At 70.5% G+C, this 14,781-nt stretch carries 15 protein-coding genes and 4 pseudogenes; 12 read left to right on the forward strand and 7 right to left on the reverse strand.

Annotated elements, in window-relative coordinates:
- Positions 1 to 380: 380 nt before the first annotated feature.
- Entirely contained in the window at positions 381 to 1,154 is a 774-nt protein-coding gene (locus AB8A24_RS36045; protein WP_369478611.1) for a hypothetical protein, read from the reverse strand.
- Positions 1,155 to 1,396: 242 nt separating this feature from the next.
- The gene (locus AB8A24_RS36050; RefSeq protein WP_369478612.1) at positions 1,397 to 2,173 is read right to left on the reverse strand and encodes a hypothetical protein; all 777 of its coding nucleotides are present in this window, start codon (positions 2,171 to 2,173) and stop codon (positions 1,397 to 1,399) included.
- A gap of 271 nt (positions 2,174 to 2,444) precedes the next feature.
- Here AB8A24_RS36050 and AB8A24_RS36055 point away from each other — a divergent pair, with 271 nt between their 5' ends.
- From AB8A24_RS36055 to AB8A24_RS36065, 3 genes and pseudogenes are all read left to right on the forward strand, one after another.
- Positions 2,445 to 2,582 (forward strand): hypothetical protein, encoded by a 138-nt coding sequence (locus AB8A24_RS36055; RefSeq protein ID WP_328959653.1) that lies wholly within the window; start codon positions 2,445 to 2,447, stop codon positions 2,580 to 2,582.
- Between the two features lie 204 nt (positions 2,583 to 2,786).
- On the forward strand, positions 2,787 to 3,191 hold the full coding sequence (locus AB8A24_RS36060) for a hypothetical protein (protein ID WP_328959652.1): 405 nt from the start codon (positions 2,787 to 2,789) through the stop codon (positions 3,189 to 3,191).
- A 221-nt stretch (positions 3,192 to 3,412) separates the two neighbouring features.
- Positions 3,413 to 3,712 (forward strand): annotated as a pseudogene (locus AB8A24_RS36065) (hypothetical protein); the annotation flags it as partial.
- A gap of 215 nt (positions 3,713 to 3,927) precedes the next feature.
- Here AB8A24_RS36065 and AB8A24_RS36070 read toward each other — a convergent pair.
- On the reverse strand, positions 3,928 to 4,059 hold the full coding sequence (locus tag AB8A24_RS36070; RefSeq protein ID WP_328966149.1) for a hypothetical protein: 132 nt from the start codon (positions 4,057 to 4,059) through the stop codon (positions 3,928 to 3,930).
- Between the two features lie 183 nt (positions 4,060 to 4,242).
- Between AB8A24_RS36070 and AB8A24_RS36075 the strand changes: the two genes are divergently transcribed.
- On the forward strand, positions 4,243 to 4,728 hold the full coding sequence (locus AB8A24_RS36075; RefSeq protein WP_328959651.1) for a hypothetical protein: 486 nt from the start codon (positions 4,243 to 4,245) through the stop codon (positions 4,726 to 4,728).
- A 340-nt stretch (positions 4,729 to 5,068) separates the two neighbouring features.
- On the opposite strand, the gene AB8A24_RS36080 is transcribed toward AB8A24_RS36075, so the two are convergent.
- Both AB8A24_RS36080 and AB8A24_RS36085 read right to left on the reverse strand, forming a co-directional pair.
- A complete protein-coding gene (locus tag AB8A24_RS36080; RefSeq protein WP_328959650.1) occupies positions 5,069 to 6,388 on the reverse strand; it encodes a hypothetical protein in 1,320 nt (439 codons plus the stop codon).
- A 757-nt stretch (positions 6,389 to 7,145) separates the two neighbouring features.
- On the reverse strand, positions 7,146 to 7,622 hold the full coding sequence (locus AB8A24_RS36085; RefSeq protein ID WP_328959649.1) for a MarR family transcriptional regulator: 477 nt from the start codon (positions 7,620 to 7,622) through the stop codon (positions 7,146 to 7,148).
- A 128-nt stretch (positions 7,623 to 7,750) separates the two neighbouring features.
- Here AB8A24_RS36085 and AB8A24_RS36090 point away from each other — a divergent pair, with 128 nt between their 5' ends.
- From AB8A24_RS36090 to AB8A24_RS36115, 6 genes are all read left to right on the forward strand, one after another.
- Complete coding sequence (locus AB8A24_RS36090; RefSeq protein WP_328959648.1) at positions 7,751 to 8,350, forward strand: SgcJ/EcaC family oxidoreductase; 600 nt, start codon at positions 7,751 to 7,753, stop codon at positions 8,348 to 8,350.
- Positions 8,347 to 9,117, forward strand: a complete 771-nt coding sequence (locus tag AB8A24_RS36095) for an SDR family NAD(P)-dependent oxidoreductase (protein WP_328959647.1) — start codon at positions 8,347 to 8,349, stop codon at positions 9,115 to 9,117. Before AB8A24_RS36090 ends, AB8A24_RS36095 begins: the two co-directional genes overlap by 4 nt.
- 883 nt (positions 9,118 to 10,000) lie before the next feature.
- The gene (locus tag AB8A24_RS36100) at positions 10,001 to 10,660 is read left to right on the forward strand and encodes a hypothetical protein (RefSeq protein ID WP_328959646.1); all 660 of its coding nucleotides are present in this window, start codon (positions 10,001 to 10,003) and stop codon (positions 10,658 to 10,660) included.
- 249 nt (positions 10,661 to 10,909) lie between these two features.
- Entirely contained in the window at positions 10,910 to 11,482 is a 573-nt protein-coding gene (locus tag AB8A24_RS36105; protein ID WP_328959645.1) for a snapalysin family zinc-dependent metalloprotease, read from the forward strand.
- A gap of 143 nt (positions 11,483 to 11,625) precedes the next feature.
- Entirely contained in the window at positions 11,626 to 11,859 is a 234-nt protein-coding gene (locus tag AB8A24_RS36110; RefSeq protein WP_328959644.1) for a hypothetical protein, read from the forward strand.
- Positions 11,860 to 12,109: 250 nt separating this feature from the next.
- Entirely contained in the window at positions 12,110 to 12,436 is a 327-nt protein-coding gene (locus AB8A24_RS36115; protein ID WP_369478613.1) for a hypothetical protein, read from the forward strand.
- Positions 12,437 to 12,589: 153 nt separating this feature from the next.
- Here AB8A24_RS36115 and AB8A24_RS36120 read toward each other — a convergent pair whose 3' ends face one another.
- Both AB8A24_RS36120 and AB8A24_RS36125 read right to left on the reverse strand, forming a co-directional pair.
- Positions 12,590 to 13,228, reverse strand: a complete 639-nt coding sequence (locus AB8A24_RS36120) for a hypothetical protein (protein WP_328959642.1) — start codon at positions 13,226 to 13,228, stop codon at positions 12,590 to 12,592.
- A gap of 236 nt (positions 13,229 to 13,464) precedes the next feature.
- Positions 13,465 to 13,815, reverse strand: a pseudogene (locus AB8A24_RS36125) (transposase); the annotation flags it as partial.
- A gap of 172 nt (positions 13,816 to 13,987) precedes the next feature.
- Here AB8A24_RS36125 and AB8A24_RS36130 point away from each other — a divergent pair.
- Positions 13,988 to 14,407, forward strand: a pseudogene (locus tag AB8A24_RS36130) (transposase); the annotation flags it as partial.
- A 166-nt stretch (positions 14,408 to 14,573) separates the two neighbouring features.
- Positions 14,574 to 14,781: pseudogene (locus AB8A24_RS36135) on the forward strand (hypothetical protein); the annotation flags it as partial.

Raw genomic sequence — 14,781 nt, forward strand, 5'->3', positions numbered from 1 at the left:
AGCGGCTTCCGGTCGCCGAGCTCTCAAGCGCTACAGCTTCTTCCGTGGCTGCCAACGCTGGACCGAAGCGCTGGTGCCCATTGTTGGGCCCGTGCCCCCATGGCATGACGTGACGACCTGCCGCGATATCCTGAGGAGTTCGGCGATGGGTAACCATTCTGCAGTTCGGCCGGTGTACCGGAAGGAAGACCCCCACTTGCATGGGGACGGTGCTGCTCGGGGAGGACCTGATCGGCACGCTGGGTCGGCCGGGTACGCCTGCATCGGGCCCGGAGGGTCACGCCACCGATGTCTCGGCCCAGCGGACCGGCCGGTGCTCGGCCTCGGCCCCGTTGGTGCGTGCTGATGGAAGTCTTCACGGAGCCGGTGCTCAGCCGACCCTACCTCGGGGGAACCCGCCCGGTAAGCCTTTCCCAGTCCCGGGAAGCCTCTTCCACTCGAGCCTCCACGGCTTCGCCCCGGGGGTCAGTGCGGTTGCGCTGACGGAGCTTCTGCAGACGTTCCCGAGCGGCGTCCAGCTCGCTCGTGTCGGCCAGGACCTCCTCCCGCTTGCTTTCCACCGCCTTCAGCTGACGCGGAAGGCGGGCACGGAAGAGGTTCTCCTGCGCAATGGTGTTTTGGATCGTCACGGCGAAGTCGCGCACCTGGTCCTCGTCGAAGAGCTGTTCGCCGCCCTCGGGCGAGGAGGGACGGTGCGGGTACTTGGCCCGATACGCGTGCCCGTCAGCATCGGTGCAGTAGACGGAGTAGTTTTTTTGCCCGAGTTCGAAGCGGATCTCCATGCCTGCCAAGGCGATGGACCGCGTCCCCGACGCTGACTGCACCAGGAGAACGTGCTGGAACAGCACCAGCTCCCCGAGCGCATCGACCCGCTCCCCACGGCCAGGGATGCTCAGCGAGGCGATGCGCTGTTCCAGACGGCGGAGACGCTCCTCCCGATTCTTCTCGACCGAGTCGACAGCCTCACGTGCCTGTTCCTCGCCCTGAGTTGCCGAGCGCGCCCAAGCGCGGGCCGCACTGCGAGCAGCCCACCAAGACTTCCGGGCATCCGCGTGCATCGGACTGAAGGCGTACGCCCAACCTCCCGGATAGTGGTAAAGCTGCCATGCCACCCCAGCTAGCACACCCGCGAAAATGATCAATCCAAGAAGCATGCCGCTCTTCGCCCCCTTTCTGTGTCCTGCAGATCTGTCTACCGGGTCCGCGCCCGCTACGGCAGAGTTCTTGTAAAGCTCAGCTCGTAAGGTCGTATCGAGGAAGCCTTGAAATAGTTCGAACGGCCGCGGCGGCAGGACACGAGCAGGCCCTGTTCGAAGCAGCCACCATGCTCAGCGGCAAGGGAGCACCGACGGTGGGAGAAGGCACTTCCGCCCATACGCAGAGCTCGACTGTCCGCTCAGTGTGCCGGTGGAGCATGGACGTGCAGGCGCGCAGCGTGGAGGCGTTCGAGTTCGGTGAAGACTTGGCGTCTGATGTCAGATCGTGAACCGGGCAGGCTCAGGCGTCCGTACCGGGTTTCGTAGGGCTGGAGCGCCGTGCGGATGTGACGGTAGAGGGCGGGGTGTCGGCGGACCAGCTCGTCGTAGGCGAGGTCGGCCGCGTGTTTGAGCTGGAGGTAGCTGGGGTCGCGTTGCTCTGCCAGCGTCAGCGCGTCGTTCAGGTGCGTGATCAACATCGTGCACTCCTCGCGTCGCTGGAGCAGCGCTGTGAAGAGGCGCCGACGGTCGTGAAACCGCCGCAGCGACGCTGCGCTGTGCCGGCCGTCAGCCGGCACGCCACGGAGTCCTGTGAGGATGCGACTGTGTGCGCTGGGCTTCAAGTCGCCGATCACCGCGTGGAGCTGATCACGCCAGCGGTTCAGCACCAGGGGATGGCACAGCACGTCGTCCCGCCCGTTCTGCTTGCCGGCGTCAGCGAGGAGGCGACGGCGGAACGCAGCGTCGCCGAGCGTGAGTACCTGCTCGACACTTTCGCTGACGGGGGCGGTGAGCCAGCCGTTGTCGATCGCTTTGGTGATCTTCTGCTGGATGCTGCTGATGTGGGTACAGGCGGCCGGAGAAACACCTGCAGCTATGGCGATGTCCCGGACCAGCGCTTCCTTCTCCTCGCTCAGGAACCGACCGAGCCACGCCCTGGCCACCTGCCTCGGATCGTCCGTCGGCCGGGTCGGCACCAGCGCACCGGCAGCCGAGGATGTGCTCTACCTGCTGGAGCACCCCAGCGTCGTGCCCCCACAGTCACGAGGAGTTCCAGCACCAGTGGCTGGCCCGGGCCCTCGCCGGCCTCGGACGCGTCGACGAGGCGATCGCACCGGCCGAAGCCCACCCGGCCCCGTGGACCGACCCCCGCATCGCCAAGGCCGGACTCCTCGACACCGCCGGCCGCCTGGACGACGCCGCCGCCGAACTGAGGGCCCTCGGCACGGTCGAGGCACGTGAGGAACTGTGCGAGGTCCTGATCAGGCAGGGCCGGCCGAGGCGATCGCCGTCCACCCCACGATGGTCGAGCAGCGGGCCGCCCGGCCGAAGCCCGCCCCTGTCGCCCGGGACGAGAACGGGTATTCCCTGGAGCCCCCGTTCTGAAGGAGCCCGGGATCGGCTACCAGCGAGCCCAGACTCTCCCCTGTCCCGTATCCGGGCGGGGACCCCTCCGCCTCCGAACCGCCGAAGAGGACACCCCGTCATGAACCGCAGCAGAGAGGCGATTCGCCTTGCCGAGCACCTGTCCCAAATCACCGCCATCCATGTCGAGCTGGCCCACGACAGCGGCGCCCGATGGGTCCTCCGGTGGCACGACGGCCCGCTCTGCAGGAGATGCGGGCACACCTCGACGCCGCCCTCGCCGACAGCGACCGCTACGCCGCCATGCGCGACCGCACGATCGGCTGCTCGCGCCTCCAGACGCGGCAGGCCTGGGCGGCACGGGCCACCGCCGCACGTCGCGAGAACGTCCTCGCCTCGGCCATCGCCGAGAGCGCCGTACACAAGGGCGAACAGGAATCCGACCAGGCGAGCGCCCTGTGGTTGTACGTGCGGAGGCTGTGGGAGAACACCTCCTACCCGGAACGGGTCGGCGCCCCCGAGGACGCTCCCCTCATCGAGCAACTCGTCGCCGCCAGTACCCGGGACCTTCCGTCGGGATCCAGCACGACCAGCGAGCTGTACATGGCGCAGGCACTCCTCGCGAAGTGACAGGAGTGCGCCCGGAACTCCTGCGCGCGGTGCCAGGCGGCGGCCTCCACCGCCGCCACGAGCGCGATCAGCAGCCGTGAGCACGACCGCGGCGGCGCGACCCCGGCCGGCGCGCGGGGCGTGCTCCAACGCCTGGGCGGAGGACCGCCATCCGGCGAGGGCATCGAGCGCAGAGCGGGCCGTGGCCCTTACCGCCCGCGGGGCTAGATACCGGTGTGCCGGCTGGCCCGCTTGCGCTCGGGCTGCCGGAGTGGGTGCGGTTGTTTCTCGCGGTGCCGTGGTGGCGGGACGCTCCTGGTCGGACGGCCGAAGAACTCCGTGCGGTCGCCGACGTGTACTGGGAGGACGTGCCCGACCTGGACCGGCGACGCGACCGCGCGGCCCGGGCGCTCGGTCTCGATACGGCCGGACTGCCGTCCGAGGCGGCGGCCCTGGCCCGGCTTGGGGAACTCTCGCGAGGACCGGTCGCGGCGGCCTGCCTCGTCGTCGGGTACGAGGGCGAGCCGCTCGATCCCCTGTTCGGCGTCGCCCCCGACCGACCGACCGACTGTCCGGGCCTGGACCGCGTGTCGCGTCGGCCAGCCGTCCGCCGCCCGGACCGCAGCAGGTGGGCCGGCGGCGAGGGGTCAAGCTCATTGAGACGGGTCAGGGCCGGGTGTTCCAGAATTCCGGAACACCCGGCCGCTGCTGTTCTGTCCCTTCCCGTCGCACCAGGCCAGCGCCGCGGCAGGGACGTTCAGGGACATAGTTCCGGCATCACCCGGCCCAGCTCGGCGAGTGCGGCGCGCTGTGCCTGGTCGAGTCGTTCGCGGCGTTGTTTCTGGTTGGCGAGCCATATCCCGACGCGGTGGATGTTTCCGTCGGGCATTTCCTGTACACGGGCGCGCCCCGGCAGGGCGCCCTCCCGCGCGATGTGTTGCTCAGGGCCTGGAAGGTCGTGCCGCCCTTCGGGACACTGCGAGCCCGGCCTCGGTGCCGTTCTCCAACTGCTCCACAGGGGTCTTGGGCGCCGTCCGGAGCCTCCGTGGGCCCTGTAGTGTGCAAGTGTCACATGATCAAGATCGAGCAGGGTGGGTTCATGGGAAGGCGCAAGATCCAGGACGAGTCGGAGGTGATCCGATGGTTCGAGGAGGGGCGCACGTATCAGTGGATGATCGAGGAATACCGGCGCAAGTACGACATCGAGACTGTCGTGTCGATGTGGGGCAACTTCCGGCGTCGGCGAGGTCTCGATCGGCGAATCGTGCGGGACGATGACCTCATCCCCTGGTTCGTGAAGGAGGAACACCGCTGGGCCTACCCGCTGGCGATGCTCCGAACCGAGGGTCGACGCCGCGCCGGCAAGGAGTTGACTGAGAGGGACGATTCCCGGCTGGCCTCCTGGCTGGACATCCTGAAGAAGAACGGTTCGGTAGTGCGCTACGACCCGGACACCGAGGAGGGATTCTCCTACGTCCCTCGTCAGGCGGGCGACATCGACATCATCCGTCGGCCTGACACGAAGACCACGCCGCGCCTCAACGCCAACAAGGGATAGACCGGCGAACTCACGGCAGAGTTCTGGCACCACTGTGCCCCGGTCGACGCCTGCCTCGGTGAGCGCGGTGAGCGCGGTGAGCTGCGCCTGGTGGAGCTTGTCGCGGCGGGCCTTCTGGTTGGCGTACCAGATCCCGGTGCGGTGGGTGGTGCCCTCGGGCAGCCGCTCGACGGCGGCCCGCCCTGACAAGCCGCCTTCCCGCGCGACGTACTGGGCCCAGAGTCTCCAAGCCCTTCTGGAAGGCTGTACCGCCCCTGCCGGCCGGACGCCTCGGCCGTTTCCTGCGGCGTTGGTGCGCCGGCCCTCGTCGCTGCTGGTCGTCGTGGTGCGGCGATGGTGATCAGGAAGCGGTGTCGGCGAGGATCGCACGACGGGCGTTGATCGCGGCGGCGAGCAGGCGCTCGTCCAGCATCGTCTCGCCGTCCCGTGTGGAGTCGTTGACCGGTATGCGGGTACGCCGGTCGATCAGCGCCGTCAGCGACGGCAGCGCGGGCAACGCGTGCCGCCCCATTCGTGCCAAACCCTCCGAGTAGTACTCACCAATCCCGTAGTCACCGAGGTGCCGTGTCATGAGAGCGAGAATGCGGGGCAGAGTGGTGGGGCCGGCGTGCCGCAGCCATAGTGGAGCGCATACCGCCTGCATGCGGCCAGGCCGCTTGAAGGTGAGGTTGTACAGCTGGGCAGCCTGCCGGAAGGTCAGCGGACCCTCGTCCAGCAGGGCCCCGAAGATCTCAGGGGCTCGGTGAAGTCGCCCGGTGTCCACGGGCTTGGCTTGGAGGAGCGCGGTGGCGGTGGTGCTGTCGTAGGACGGCGTCGGACTGCCGGAAGGCATACGGGCCTTGGGATACGGAGTGAAGGGGACGGCGGCGACCAGCGCGCCGTGTGTGTGCATCGCAGCCTCCGAGATGGAGGCGGTGGTGAGGGCTTTGGCCATGGCGGGGCTGATTCCGCTTCCGCAGTGACGGACGAGCAGGGGCAGGAGTTCGACCGGGGCCGCCCGCCAGTCATGACAGGCCTCCCGGGCCAAGTCGGCGCCGATGTCCCGGGTGGCGGGATCGGCAAGGAGCCGCGCCACCAGGGTGTAGACGTGAGGCTCGCGTCCCAGTTCGTACAGGACCCGACCCCAGCGCCCCCCGACGCCCTGCAGGTGGCGCGAGGCCTCCCGGGCATCGGCGAGCAGCGCCGTGTCGAGCGGGAGCCACTGCTGGGGAGGGGCGACGCTCAGGGTCTTCAGTCGGGCAAGGAAGCGGACGGAGGCCAAGGGATCGTCTTGCAGGTGCGCGACGGAGCCCCGGAGCCACTTGGCGAGGGCCGTACGCGCCACGGGCTCGGTGAGTTCACCGAGAGCCCTGAGCGCGACATCGCTGCTTCCGGCGTGCACGACGAGATACGCGGCCCGGCGCCGTACCTCTTCATCAGGGTCGGTGAGTCGAGCGAGCGCGGCCTCGGCGGCATCAGGCCAAGCACGCCTGGCCCCAGCGGACAGGAGGTCCATGACCTCACGACGTACGAACGCGTCGTCGGACCGGGAGAGCTGAAGCAGCCGGACGGCCGCGGGGCCGGTGCGGTCGGCGCGTATCGCGTCGAGGACCGCGATGCGGGCAGGGTGGGCGGCAGTCGTGGCGTGTCCCGCGGACACGGCTTCGTCCAGCCACTTCATCGGACGGGGCGGTGGCCGCCCTTCCGCGCAGAAAATTCGGGCATGCGGCTGATCATGTCATGCGCAGCAACCCCTGGGCCACGACTTTTGTCCTCTGAAAGGCAGGGATACTCGCTTGCTGTGCGTGGCTGAGCCTCCGCCAGCAGCCTCTGGATCTTAGTGATGTAGGTGGACTTCGGCGATGAGTTCTTCCGCCGAACTCGGCTCCGAGGTGCCGCCCGCCCGTGATGTAGGCAAGGGCACGCTGCTACGGCGCGTAGTTCCCCACAGGCGTCTGCCCGACCGATCGTTTCCGCAGGGGTGGGGCGGTGAGGCACCGGGCAGCCGGCCGGCAGCGAAGTCCGCGCGGTTCCGTGCACGCGGCGTAAGGCGCGACCGCGGTGGGGTCTTCCGGCACCCGCTGTGCTTCCAGCGGCTGCGCCTGGACGTGACCACGCAAGACGTCCCCCCGTTCGGCGCAGCAGTTGGGCGGGCCGCCGTTGCGGCGACCGCGCAAGTCCTGTGCCGTCCCGCGCGGGGCGGGACCCCGGGCTGCGCCGCTGGGGTATCAGGGTTCCCGTCGGCAGACGGCGGGCGCCGCCGCCCCCGTCACCCCCACCCTGGCCGAGGGCACCCGGCCGACCCCTCCCTGACCGCCCGCATCGAGCTAAGGGCGGCGCCGCCGACGTTCCGCTTTCGTGCGAGCGACCACCGGTCCGAGGCTTGTGTGCGCCTTCGCGGGTCCGGCCGACGGCCCGCAGGCCACAGGGCCCGTCGCCTATCGACGGCCCTTGCGCTCCTGCGTCGACGCGCGGATCTCCTCCGTCGCCTCGCGGAACGCGGGGGCCGCGCGGGAGAAGTAGTCGAAGAGCAGGTCCAGTTGGTCAGGCGTGTAGCCGGCGAGTACCTCGCCGATCCGCTTGCGGGCCGGGCCCACCGCCGCCTCGACGTCCGCCAGCGCGTCCGGCACCGCCTCGACCACGACCTTGCGCCGGTCGGCCGGGTCCGTGGTGCGGCGTACGTATCCCGCGCGCTCCAGCCGGTCGATCAGCCGTGTCGTCGCCCCGGTGGTGAGTCCCGTCCCGGCCGCGAGTTCGCCGGAGGTGAGCCCGCCCGCCATGGTGATGCGGCTCAGGGCGTACCACTCGGACGCCTGGAGGCCCGCGGCCTCCGCACCCGCCATGCCGTGCAGCCCCACGGCATCGACGTACTCCCGGAAGACCGTCCGCCGGTCGTCCTGCTCCTGCTCCGTCATCCCGTCACCCTTCCCCTTGCCATTTATCTGCACACGTGCAGATAATGCATGCGTGCAGTTGTTGCGCCAGTGTAGTCAACGCGACGGCTGTCGTCATCCGACCGTTCCGTCGACCGAGAGGCATTCCCGTGAACAAGAAGACCGTCAAGCGCGCCGCCCTCGCCACCGCCGCCGTCCTCGCGTTCGGCGCCGCCGCCGCGTACCTCTACCTCGACACCACCTCCGGCATACGGCGCACCGGCAAGGAGAACTGCGCCGACGTCATCCCGGCGGACGCGAACACCGCCGACGGGGAAGCCATCTGTGCCACCCTCGACGCCCTCATCGACGCCTGGGCCCGTGGCGACGCGGATGCGTACGGCCGCCTGTTCACCGAGGACGGCACCTACACCACGTACGTCGGCAGCCACTACGAGGGCCGCGCAGACATCACCGAAGGGCACCACGCCCTCTTCAAGGACTTCGTCAAGGGCACCAAGCTCGCCGCGAGTTACCTCGACCTGCGCTTCCTCGGGAAGGACGCGGCCGTCCTGACCGGCCGCGGCGACGACTACACCGGCGGCAAGCCCGGCCCAGCCGACCTGTCCAAGGTCCAGACGTACACCCTGGTCCGCGACACCGACGGCGCCTGGCGCATCGCCGCCTTCCACAACACGCAGCGCCAGAACGTGATGGAGCGCTTCTCCTTCCTCTACGCGCCCGCCACGACCCCCAAGGCGGAGAAATGACCACCCTGATCACCGGCGCCACAGAAGGCATCGGTCGCGCCTTCGCCCTCGCACTGGCCGCCGAGGGCCACACCGTGACCGCGGTTGCCCGCACCGAGCGGCACCTGCAAGCCCTCATGACCGAACTCGGCCCCGGCGGATCCGACGGCGAACACGACTACCTTGTAGCCGATCTCGCCACCCCTGACGGGGTGCGCACCGTGGCGGACGCGTTGACGGCCACCCCGTACGACCTGCTGATCAACAACGCCGGCCTCGCCCGCCCAGGCCCCTTCGCCGTCACGCCCCTCGACCAGGCCCTGCCCGCACTGCGCCTGAACTGCGAGGCGGTCGTTGCCCTCGCGCACGCCTTCCTCGCCACCGCCGGCCACGGCGCGGCCCTGGTCAACGTCGCCTCCACCCTGGCCTTCGCCCCGCAACCCGGCCAAGCCGTATACAGCGCGACCAAGGCCTTCGTCGCGTCGTTCTCCGAGGCGCTCTGGTACGAGCAAAGGCCGCGCGGGGTCTACGTGATGGCCCTCTGCCCCGGACCGACCGCGACCCGCCCCGGCTTGCACACCGACATCCCGGCCGCCCTGGTCCGTGCCCCCGACGCGGTCGTCGCCGCCGCCCTCACCGCCCTGCGCCGACGCCGTCGACCCACCGTCGTCCCCGGCCGGGCCAACGCCCTCCTCGCCGCAGCGACCCGGTACCTCCCCCGCACCGCCATCCTCTCCCTCCTCGCGGATGGGCCGGGGCCCTCTGTTTCGCAAGGACCTCGCGGCTGATGCTCCGCCCAGGCCGGGTGCTGAGGCCGGGGGCCGTGGCCAGCACACGGCTGTAATTGAGGCAGCTTGCTGCCGATGACGTATCCGCCCCAGCCCGAATCGTCGCCGAAGCCCTCGAGGGAGCGGCCCGGACCGCGGCGATGGCCTACCGGCCGGTGATGGCCGTCTCCGACCCGGTCCCCGCGCCGCCCAGAAACGCCTCACCTGTCGGGAGGAGGAGCTCGGCGGGAAGCGGAGAAGACGGCGCCGGGCCGGGCGGCCGACCAGCTGCGCGGCTTCCTCGGCGACGACATGCCAGCTGTGCTGATGCGGGGGGCGGACTGGCCGCAGTTGGCCCGCCGGCTCGACCTCTCGGTGACCGGGCATCCAATCTCTGGGTTGAGGTCTGCGGACATGCGTGGATGGCGGGCGATGGCTCTCGCGGTGACTGGGGTTGTTCTCACAGCGTCTTGCGGGCACGGCGCAGCCATCCACGCGGCGGAGATTCCGCAGGAGCAGTTGGTAGGGACGCAGCGGCCGTGCCGGCTCGTACAGCTCGGCGTCGATCGACGACTTCGGCAGCGCCTCCGCCTTCGCCAGATCGGCGACGGACGCGTCGGTGACGTACTGCTCGGCAGCGGTCTCCGGGAGCTTGTCCGCGAACGCGGCGGCCTGCTCGGCCGCTGGTGTAACACCCACTTCAAGATCGCTCAGCTGAGACCGGCATCACCGGTCCACAAACCTCCTGGGACAGAACATCCAACCCCACCGCGTGCCTCCGTGTGGCTGAACGGAGCCGCACCAAAGCAGGGGGAGGCACGTGGTGACGGAAACGAGGACAGGCCGCACAGCGCAGGCGCAGGAGCCCGCCGGGGGACGAGGCACGGGCGCATGACTGCTCGTGGTGTCCCTGATCCCGGCGCTGTTCTGCTACTTCCTGTTCGCGGTACAGCTGCAGTACGACACCGGGCGCCACCGGGACTACACGGCAGCCCGGCCCTGCCCCGCCGACAAGACGGTGCAGGAGTGGGAGCGTTGCGTGCGTACGGTCTCCTTCACCGTCGACGAGGTTCAGCTCAAGGGGGAGTGGGGGCACCGCTTCACGGCCACCGTGTCAGGCGCGCCCTTCTGGAACGGAAAGCTGCCCTTCGGCGATCCGGGACCGCTGCTGGAGCAGCTCAACTCCGGAGACCGGGTGACCGGCACCGTCTGGCGGGGCGACGTCATGGCTCTCGCCGAGGGGAACGTCCGGCAGAGCACCGCCGAGGAGCCCCGCGACGAGGCTCCGATATCCGCTGGCATCGGCACGTACGCGGGTCTGGTCGCAGCCCTGGGCCTGTGGTTCGGGGCCGCACGACTGACCGGGCGACGTCGTCTGTACGAGCCCCACACCTGGCGCGGGCTCGGGCGGCCGCTGCTCATCGCGATGGCGTTGCTCTGCGCGGCCGTGGCTGTCCCCGCCGCCCTGCCGGGTATCCCGTGGTGGTCCGTCCCCGCGGTCGCCGTCCCGCTGTCGGCCTTTACGGCCTGGCAGTTCGACCGCTACCGGCGGACCGAGCGGTGACCGCGACCTGGCTGGATGCCTGACCGCGCGAGCCCTGGATCATACCGCCCACTGACCGGGCATCGGCTGGAGTACCTACAGGAATTGGCTGGCAGGTGCATGACGGATTTGTGGGGTGCGGGACTACCTTCTTGGAGCTCTGGAGCGGCGGCTGTCCCGAACTCGCGTGCCACAGGCGGGCAGTGGCGGCGTCCCCAGTGCCCCGGCTCCGCCGAGGAGTCGTGTCCCCCCACATGAAGGAAGACGACCATGTCTCTGGGCACCTGGCTGAAAGTCGGCACCTCCGCCGCCGCGCTGGTCCTCGCGGCGGCAACCGCCGCGACCGCGGCACCCGCGCCCCTACCGGACGCCACCGCAGCAGTAGTGACACTCCGTTACGACGACAGCCGGGCCGGTGGTTGGGAAGCGGCCATCGCGGCCGGGGTAGCTTCCTGGAACGCGAACGTCAGTAACGTACGGCTGGTGGAGGCCGCGCCCGGAGCCCGGGCCGAGATCGTCATCGTGGCCACCACCGGCTGGCCGCAGGCCACCCTCGGTCCGGTCCGTCCGGGACGACAGGTCCGAGTGGAACTCGGCGAGCAGGCCGTGAGCCAGGGGTACGACAAGACGCGCATCGCTGCGCACGAGCTGGGCCACAGTCTGGGCCTGCCGGACACGAAGCCGGGGCCGTGCTCCCAGCTGATGTCCGGGTCCAGTGCCGGGACGGCCTGCACCAACGCCGTGCCCAACGCGACGGAGCGGTCCCGCGTGCAGAACGCGTACGCGAACGGGCTCGCGGCGACCGTGCCGACCGACGGCCGGGTACTCATCGACGCCCCCTGACCGGCGGGTCGGTGGGTGGGCCGGTGCGGGGCCTGGCCGGGAAGGGATTCCCGGAGGGCGGCCGTGCCGGTCCACCGCCGCGGCTTCATCGGGAGGCGGGTCTTCTGGTCGGCTCGCGCCGGTGGCCGCTGCCGGCCGCTCGCATGCAGCACCTCGGGGAGAGCGACAGCACCCACACCGTCGCCCGCGACCTGAACCGGCCGACGGTCGACTCCTCCTGGCTGCAGACCACGGGCACGGCCCTGGTCGGCCGTCTCGTGGATGTGGCCCTCGCCTCCCTGACCACCCCGCTCGGCGCGGCGGGCACCTCCGGCCCTGGGTCTCCCCGGCCGCCGCCCGTGCCCGCTCGACCACCGCCGCCGCTGCATGGCCGGTAGCTCCCGGGGGCCGGTAGCGCCAGCCGGATCCGGTGCCGTCGACCATGCGCTGGTCGGCCTACGACGGCCGGGCCCGCCGCCCGTGCGCGGAGGCCCTCCGGCCGTGTAGGCGCGCGGATGGCACGGCCCGGCTCAGTACGGCCCTGGACCGGGACATGATCGGTGACCGGCCCCTGTACGAGGCGGACGTCGACCTCGTCGGACGCTCGCGGACCGGACCGGCGACCTGTTCGTCGTCCGTGAAGCGGCCGTGCCGCTGCCCGAACGGCTGGCCGCGCTCCTGGTCGAGGTGACCGAGCAGCTGATCGCCGCCGACACGCCGTTGGCCGCGCTGCGCGCCGCGGGTGTGCTGGATCGGATCGTCGCCCGGGTGGGCCGGGAGACCGCGGGCCCGCTGTGCGACGACGGCATGTCCGCCGAAGCGGTGGCCACCGAGCTCGGGACGTTCCGAGCTGCTGACGGCCGCGATCATCGACGCGCAGTCGAGCAAGGCCGCAGGTCAGCAAGGTCTGGGCGGACCACGGTCACCACGGCGAACTCGTGCCCTGGAGCCGCCGGACCCTCGGCCTCGACCTGAAGATCCCCGACCACCCCGGCCGCCGCAAGAGATGGGGCTTCAAGGCCATTCCCGAACGCTGGATCGTGGAACCACCCTGGCGTGGATCACCCGGCGGCGCCGCCGCTGACTGCGCGACGCCCCGGCCATGGGGGTGTGCGGTGGATGGGACGGTCAGTGTTCGAGGTCGGCGCGCATGGCGGCGAAGAGGCGGGCGGCGTCGGCCGGGGTCGTGCGGGGGAAGAGCGCGACGGCGGCGGTGGTGGTGTCGGACCAGCCGCAGATGACGTCGGTGGCGTCCGCGGACTCGGGCAGGCTGAGGCACTCGAGAGATCCGCCGAATGGGCCGGGCTGGTACGGCTTCGCGGTGGTGGGAGTGCCGCTGGAACCGTTCTGCAGCGCGTAGTCGATCAGGCCGCGCCAAAGGTGCTCGCGACGCTTGTTCGGGTCCTCGGGAACGCTGTCGACGCCAATGAAAAGGATGCGGCGGCCGGAGGTCTGCCCGGCACGGTTGTAGTCGGCTACCACCAGGTGCATGCCGTCACGCATCTCGCCCGGGTCGACCGGGACGTCGGAGACCGCGCTGGCACCGGTGGCCTTGGTGAGCCCGCCGGCGGTGGCGGCCTCGGCCAGCGTGCGCTTGTGCGAACCGGCGGGCGAGGTGGAGGAGGAGGCGGGCGCGGAGACAGTGGCGGAGGCAGCGGGAGGCGCGGGAGGGGCTTCGGCTTCGGCTGCGGGGTCGCAGGCGGTCAGCGTCAGCGTGGTTGCGAGGGCGATCGTGGCGAGGAGGGTGCGGGGACCACGTATGGGCATGGCAAAGTCTCCCGGGTTGTGGTGGTCGGCTGGGCTGCTGAGCCCAATGGCCGCACGCTAGTGGCCGACTGGGCGGGCGGGTGCCCCGAGCCCAATTCCCTTACAGCACCGGGACATGGTGGTGACGCAAGAGCCTGGTGATCACGGGCACGGTGGTTCGCGTGTTGCGGGACGCGGCCGGTAGGCACTGGACGGGGGAGGGACGCCGTCACCGCGGCCGCTGCCAAGCCCCCGCGCTCCGGGCTGGTGGGCGCGTCGGGCCGCAGCCAGTTGCTCACGTCGACCGCGAGGACGATCCGCCCGTCGGCCGCCCTCGGCAGCGGCGTCGAGGCCAACAGTCTGCGCAGGCGACGCGGCTCCAGCCAGCCGTGGTTGACCGCGTCGTACATCGCTCCATGCCCGCGCCGGTGCTCGGCCGTCAGCGTGAGCTCGACCAGCGACCTGACCGGCCCGTCCGTGCACAGCACCGCGTCGGTGAGCTCGAAGAGCGCATCCGCACGGGCATACAGGCACTCGTAGAACTCAACACGAAAGCGGGACAGGACACCCAACGCCTCGACGGCGGGAACATCGACAGGGAAACTCATCCTCAGCGGCCGTTCCTCGACACTTCGTTACTCGACATCTCGAAGCGTGGAGGGCGGCCGCGTCGCGCGCTCCCGGAAACGGTAGACCTCAGCAGGTCGGATGACGGGCGAGGTTAAAGATCAAGCTTGGACGGTGTCTTGATTGGCGATCGATCGTTGCTTCGGCACGGACATCGTTGCGCGGCTGGTGGCGGACGGCCTGTGGGCGATCTTTCAGGACGTGGCGCCGGAGTCGTCGGTACGCGCTCCAGGCGGAGGCCGGCGGCGGTGCGATGACCGCGCGGTCCTGGCCGCGATCATCTTCGTCCCCACCTCGGGCTGTACTTGGCGGCAGGTCACTGGCGCGGGTGTGGGCCAAGCTGCACCGCGTGGTCCTCGATCGACGTGGTGTGAACGGCGAGCTGGACTGGTCGCGCTGAGCGATCGACTCGGTCAGTGTCCGGGCGGTCGAAGGGGGCCGTTGACTGGACCGATTCCGACCGATCGCGGCAAGCTCGGATCGAAGATTCACGTCATCTGTGACCGCAACGGCTGCCGCTGCTCCCGCTCCCGTACCTATACCCGTGGCTGCGGTCGGCGCCGCGAGGGGCGTGCTGGCCGAACGCATGGGCGGGACCGGTGACATGGGTCGCGCACTCCGCCGGGTCCCCGTTCCCGGGCTCGCTCAGGCCGCCCCGCCCGCACCCGGCGCTCCTGCTTCTGCGCCGGGTGCAGGAGGCCGTCGATGCGTGGGCTGTGCCCGCGAGTACGGACGGGAAGTGCTCCTGGGCCCCCTGACCGAGGGCCTGGACGTCCCCCGCGACCTCGACCTCGACCTCGACTTCGGCGACCGGGCCCGTGCCCTGGACCGGCTCCACGCCCTGACCACGCCGTTGGCCGCGCGGCCCGCCCCCCCCACGCCGGCCCCTGGAAACACGCCGTCGCAGTGGCCGCGGCTTCGGCGTGGGCAGTGGGCGGTGGGGAGTG

The organism is Streptomyces sp. BF23-19 (assembly GCF_041106355.1).
Lineage (GTDB): Bacteria > Actinomycetota > Actinomycetes > Streptomycetales > Streptomycetaceae > Streptomyces > Streptomyces virginiae_A.

Coding starts and splice junctions, on each gene's coding strand:
- AB8A24_RS36110 (WP_328959644.1), top strand. CDS start 11,626: ATGCAGCACCTCGGGGAGAGCGACAGCACCCACACCGTCGCCCGCGAC.
- AB8A24_RS36095 (WP_328959647.1), top strand. CDS start 8,347: ATGACCACCCTGATCACCGGCGCCACAGAAGGCATCGGTCGCGCCTTC.
- AB8A24_RS36105 (WP_328959645.1), top strand. CDS start 10,910: ATGTCTCTGGGCACCTGGCTGAAAGTCGGCACCTCCGCCGCCGCGCTG.
- AB8A24_RS36075 (WP_328959651.1), top strand. CDS start 4,243: ATGATCAAGATCGAGCAGGGTGGGTTCATGGGAAGGCGCAAGATCCAG.
- AB8A24_RS36085 (WP_328959649.1), bottom strand. CDS start 7,622: ATGACGGAGCAGGAGCAGGACGACCGGCGGACGGTCTTCCGGGAGTAC.
- AB8A24_RS36045 (WP_369478611.1), bottom strand. CDS start 1,154: ATGCTTCTTGGATTGATCATTTTCGCGGGTGTGCTAGCTGGGGTGGCA.
- AB8A24_RS36070 (WP_328966149.1), bottom strand. CDS start 4,059: ATGCCCGACGGAAACATCCACCGCGTCGGGATATGGCTCGCCAACCAG.
- AB8A24_RS36080 (WP_328959650.1), bottom strand. CDS start 6,388: ATGAAGTGGCTGGACGAAGCCGTGTCCGCGGGACACGCCACGACTGCC.
- AB8A24_RS36120 (WP_328959642.1), bottom strand. CDS start 13,228: ATGCCCATACGTGGTCCCCGCACCCTCCTCGCCACGATCGCCCTCGCA.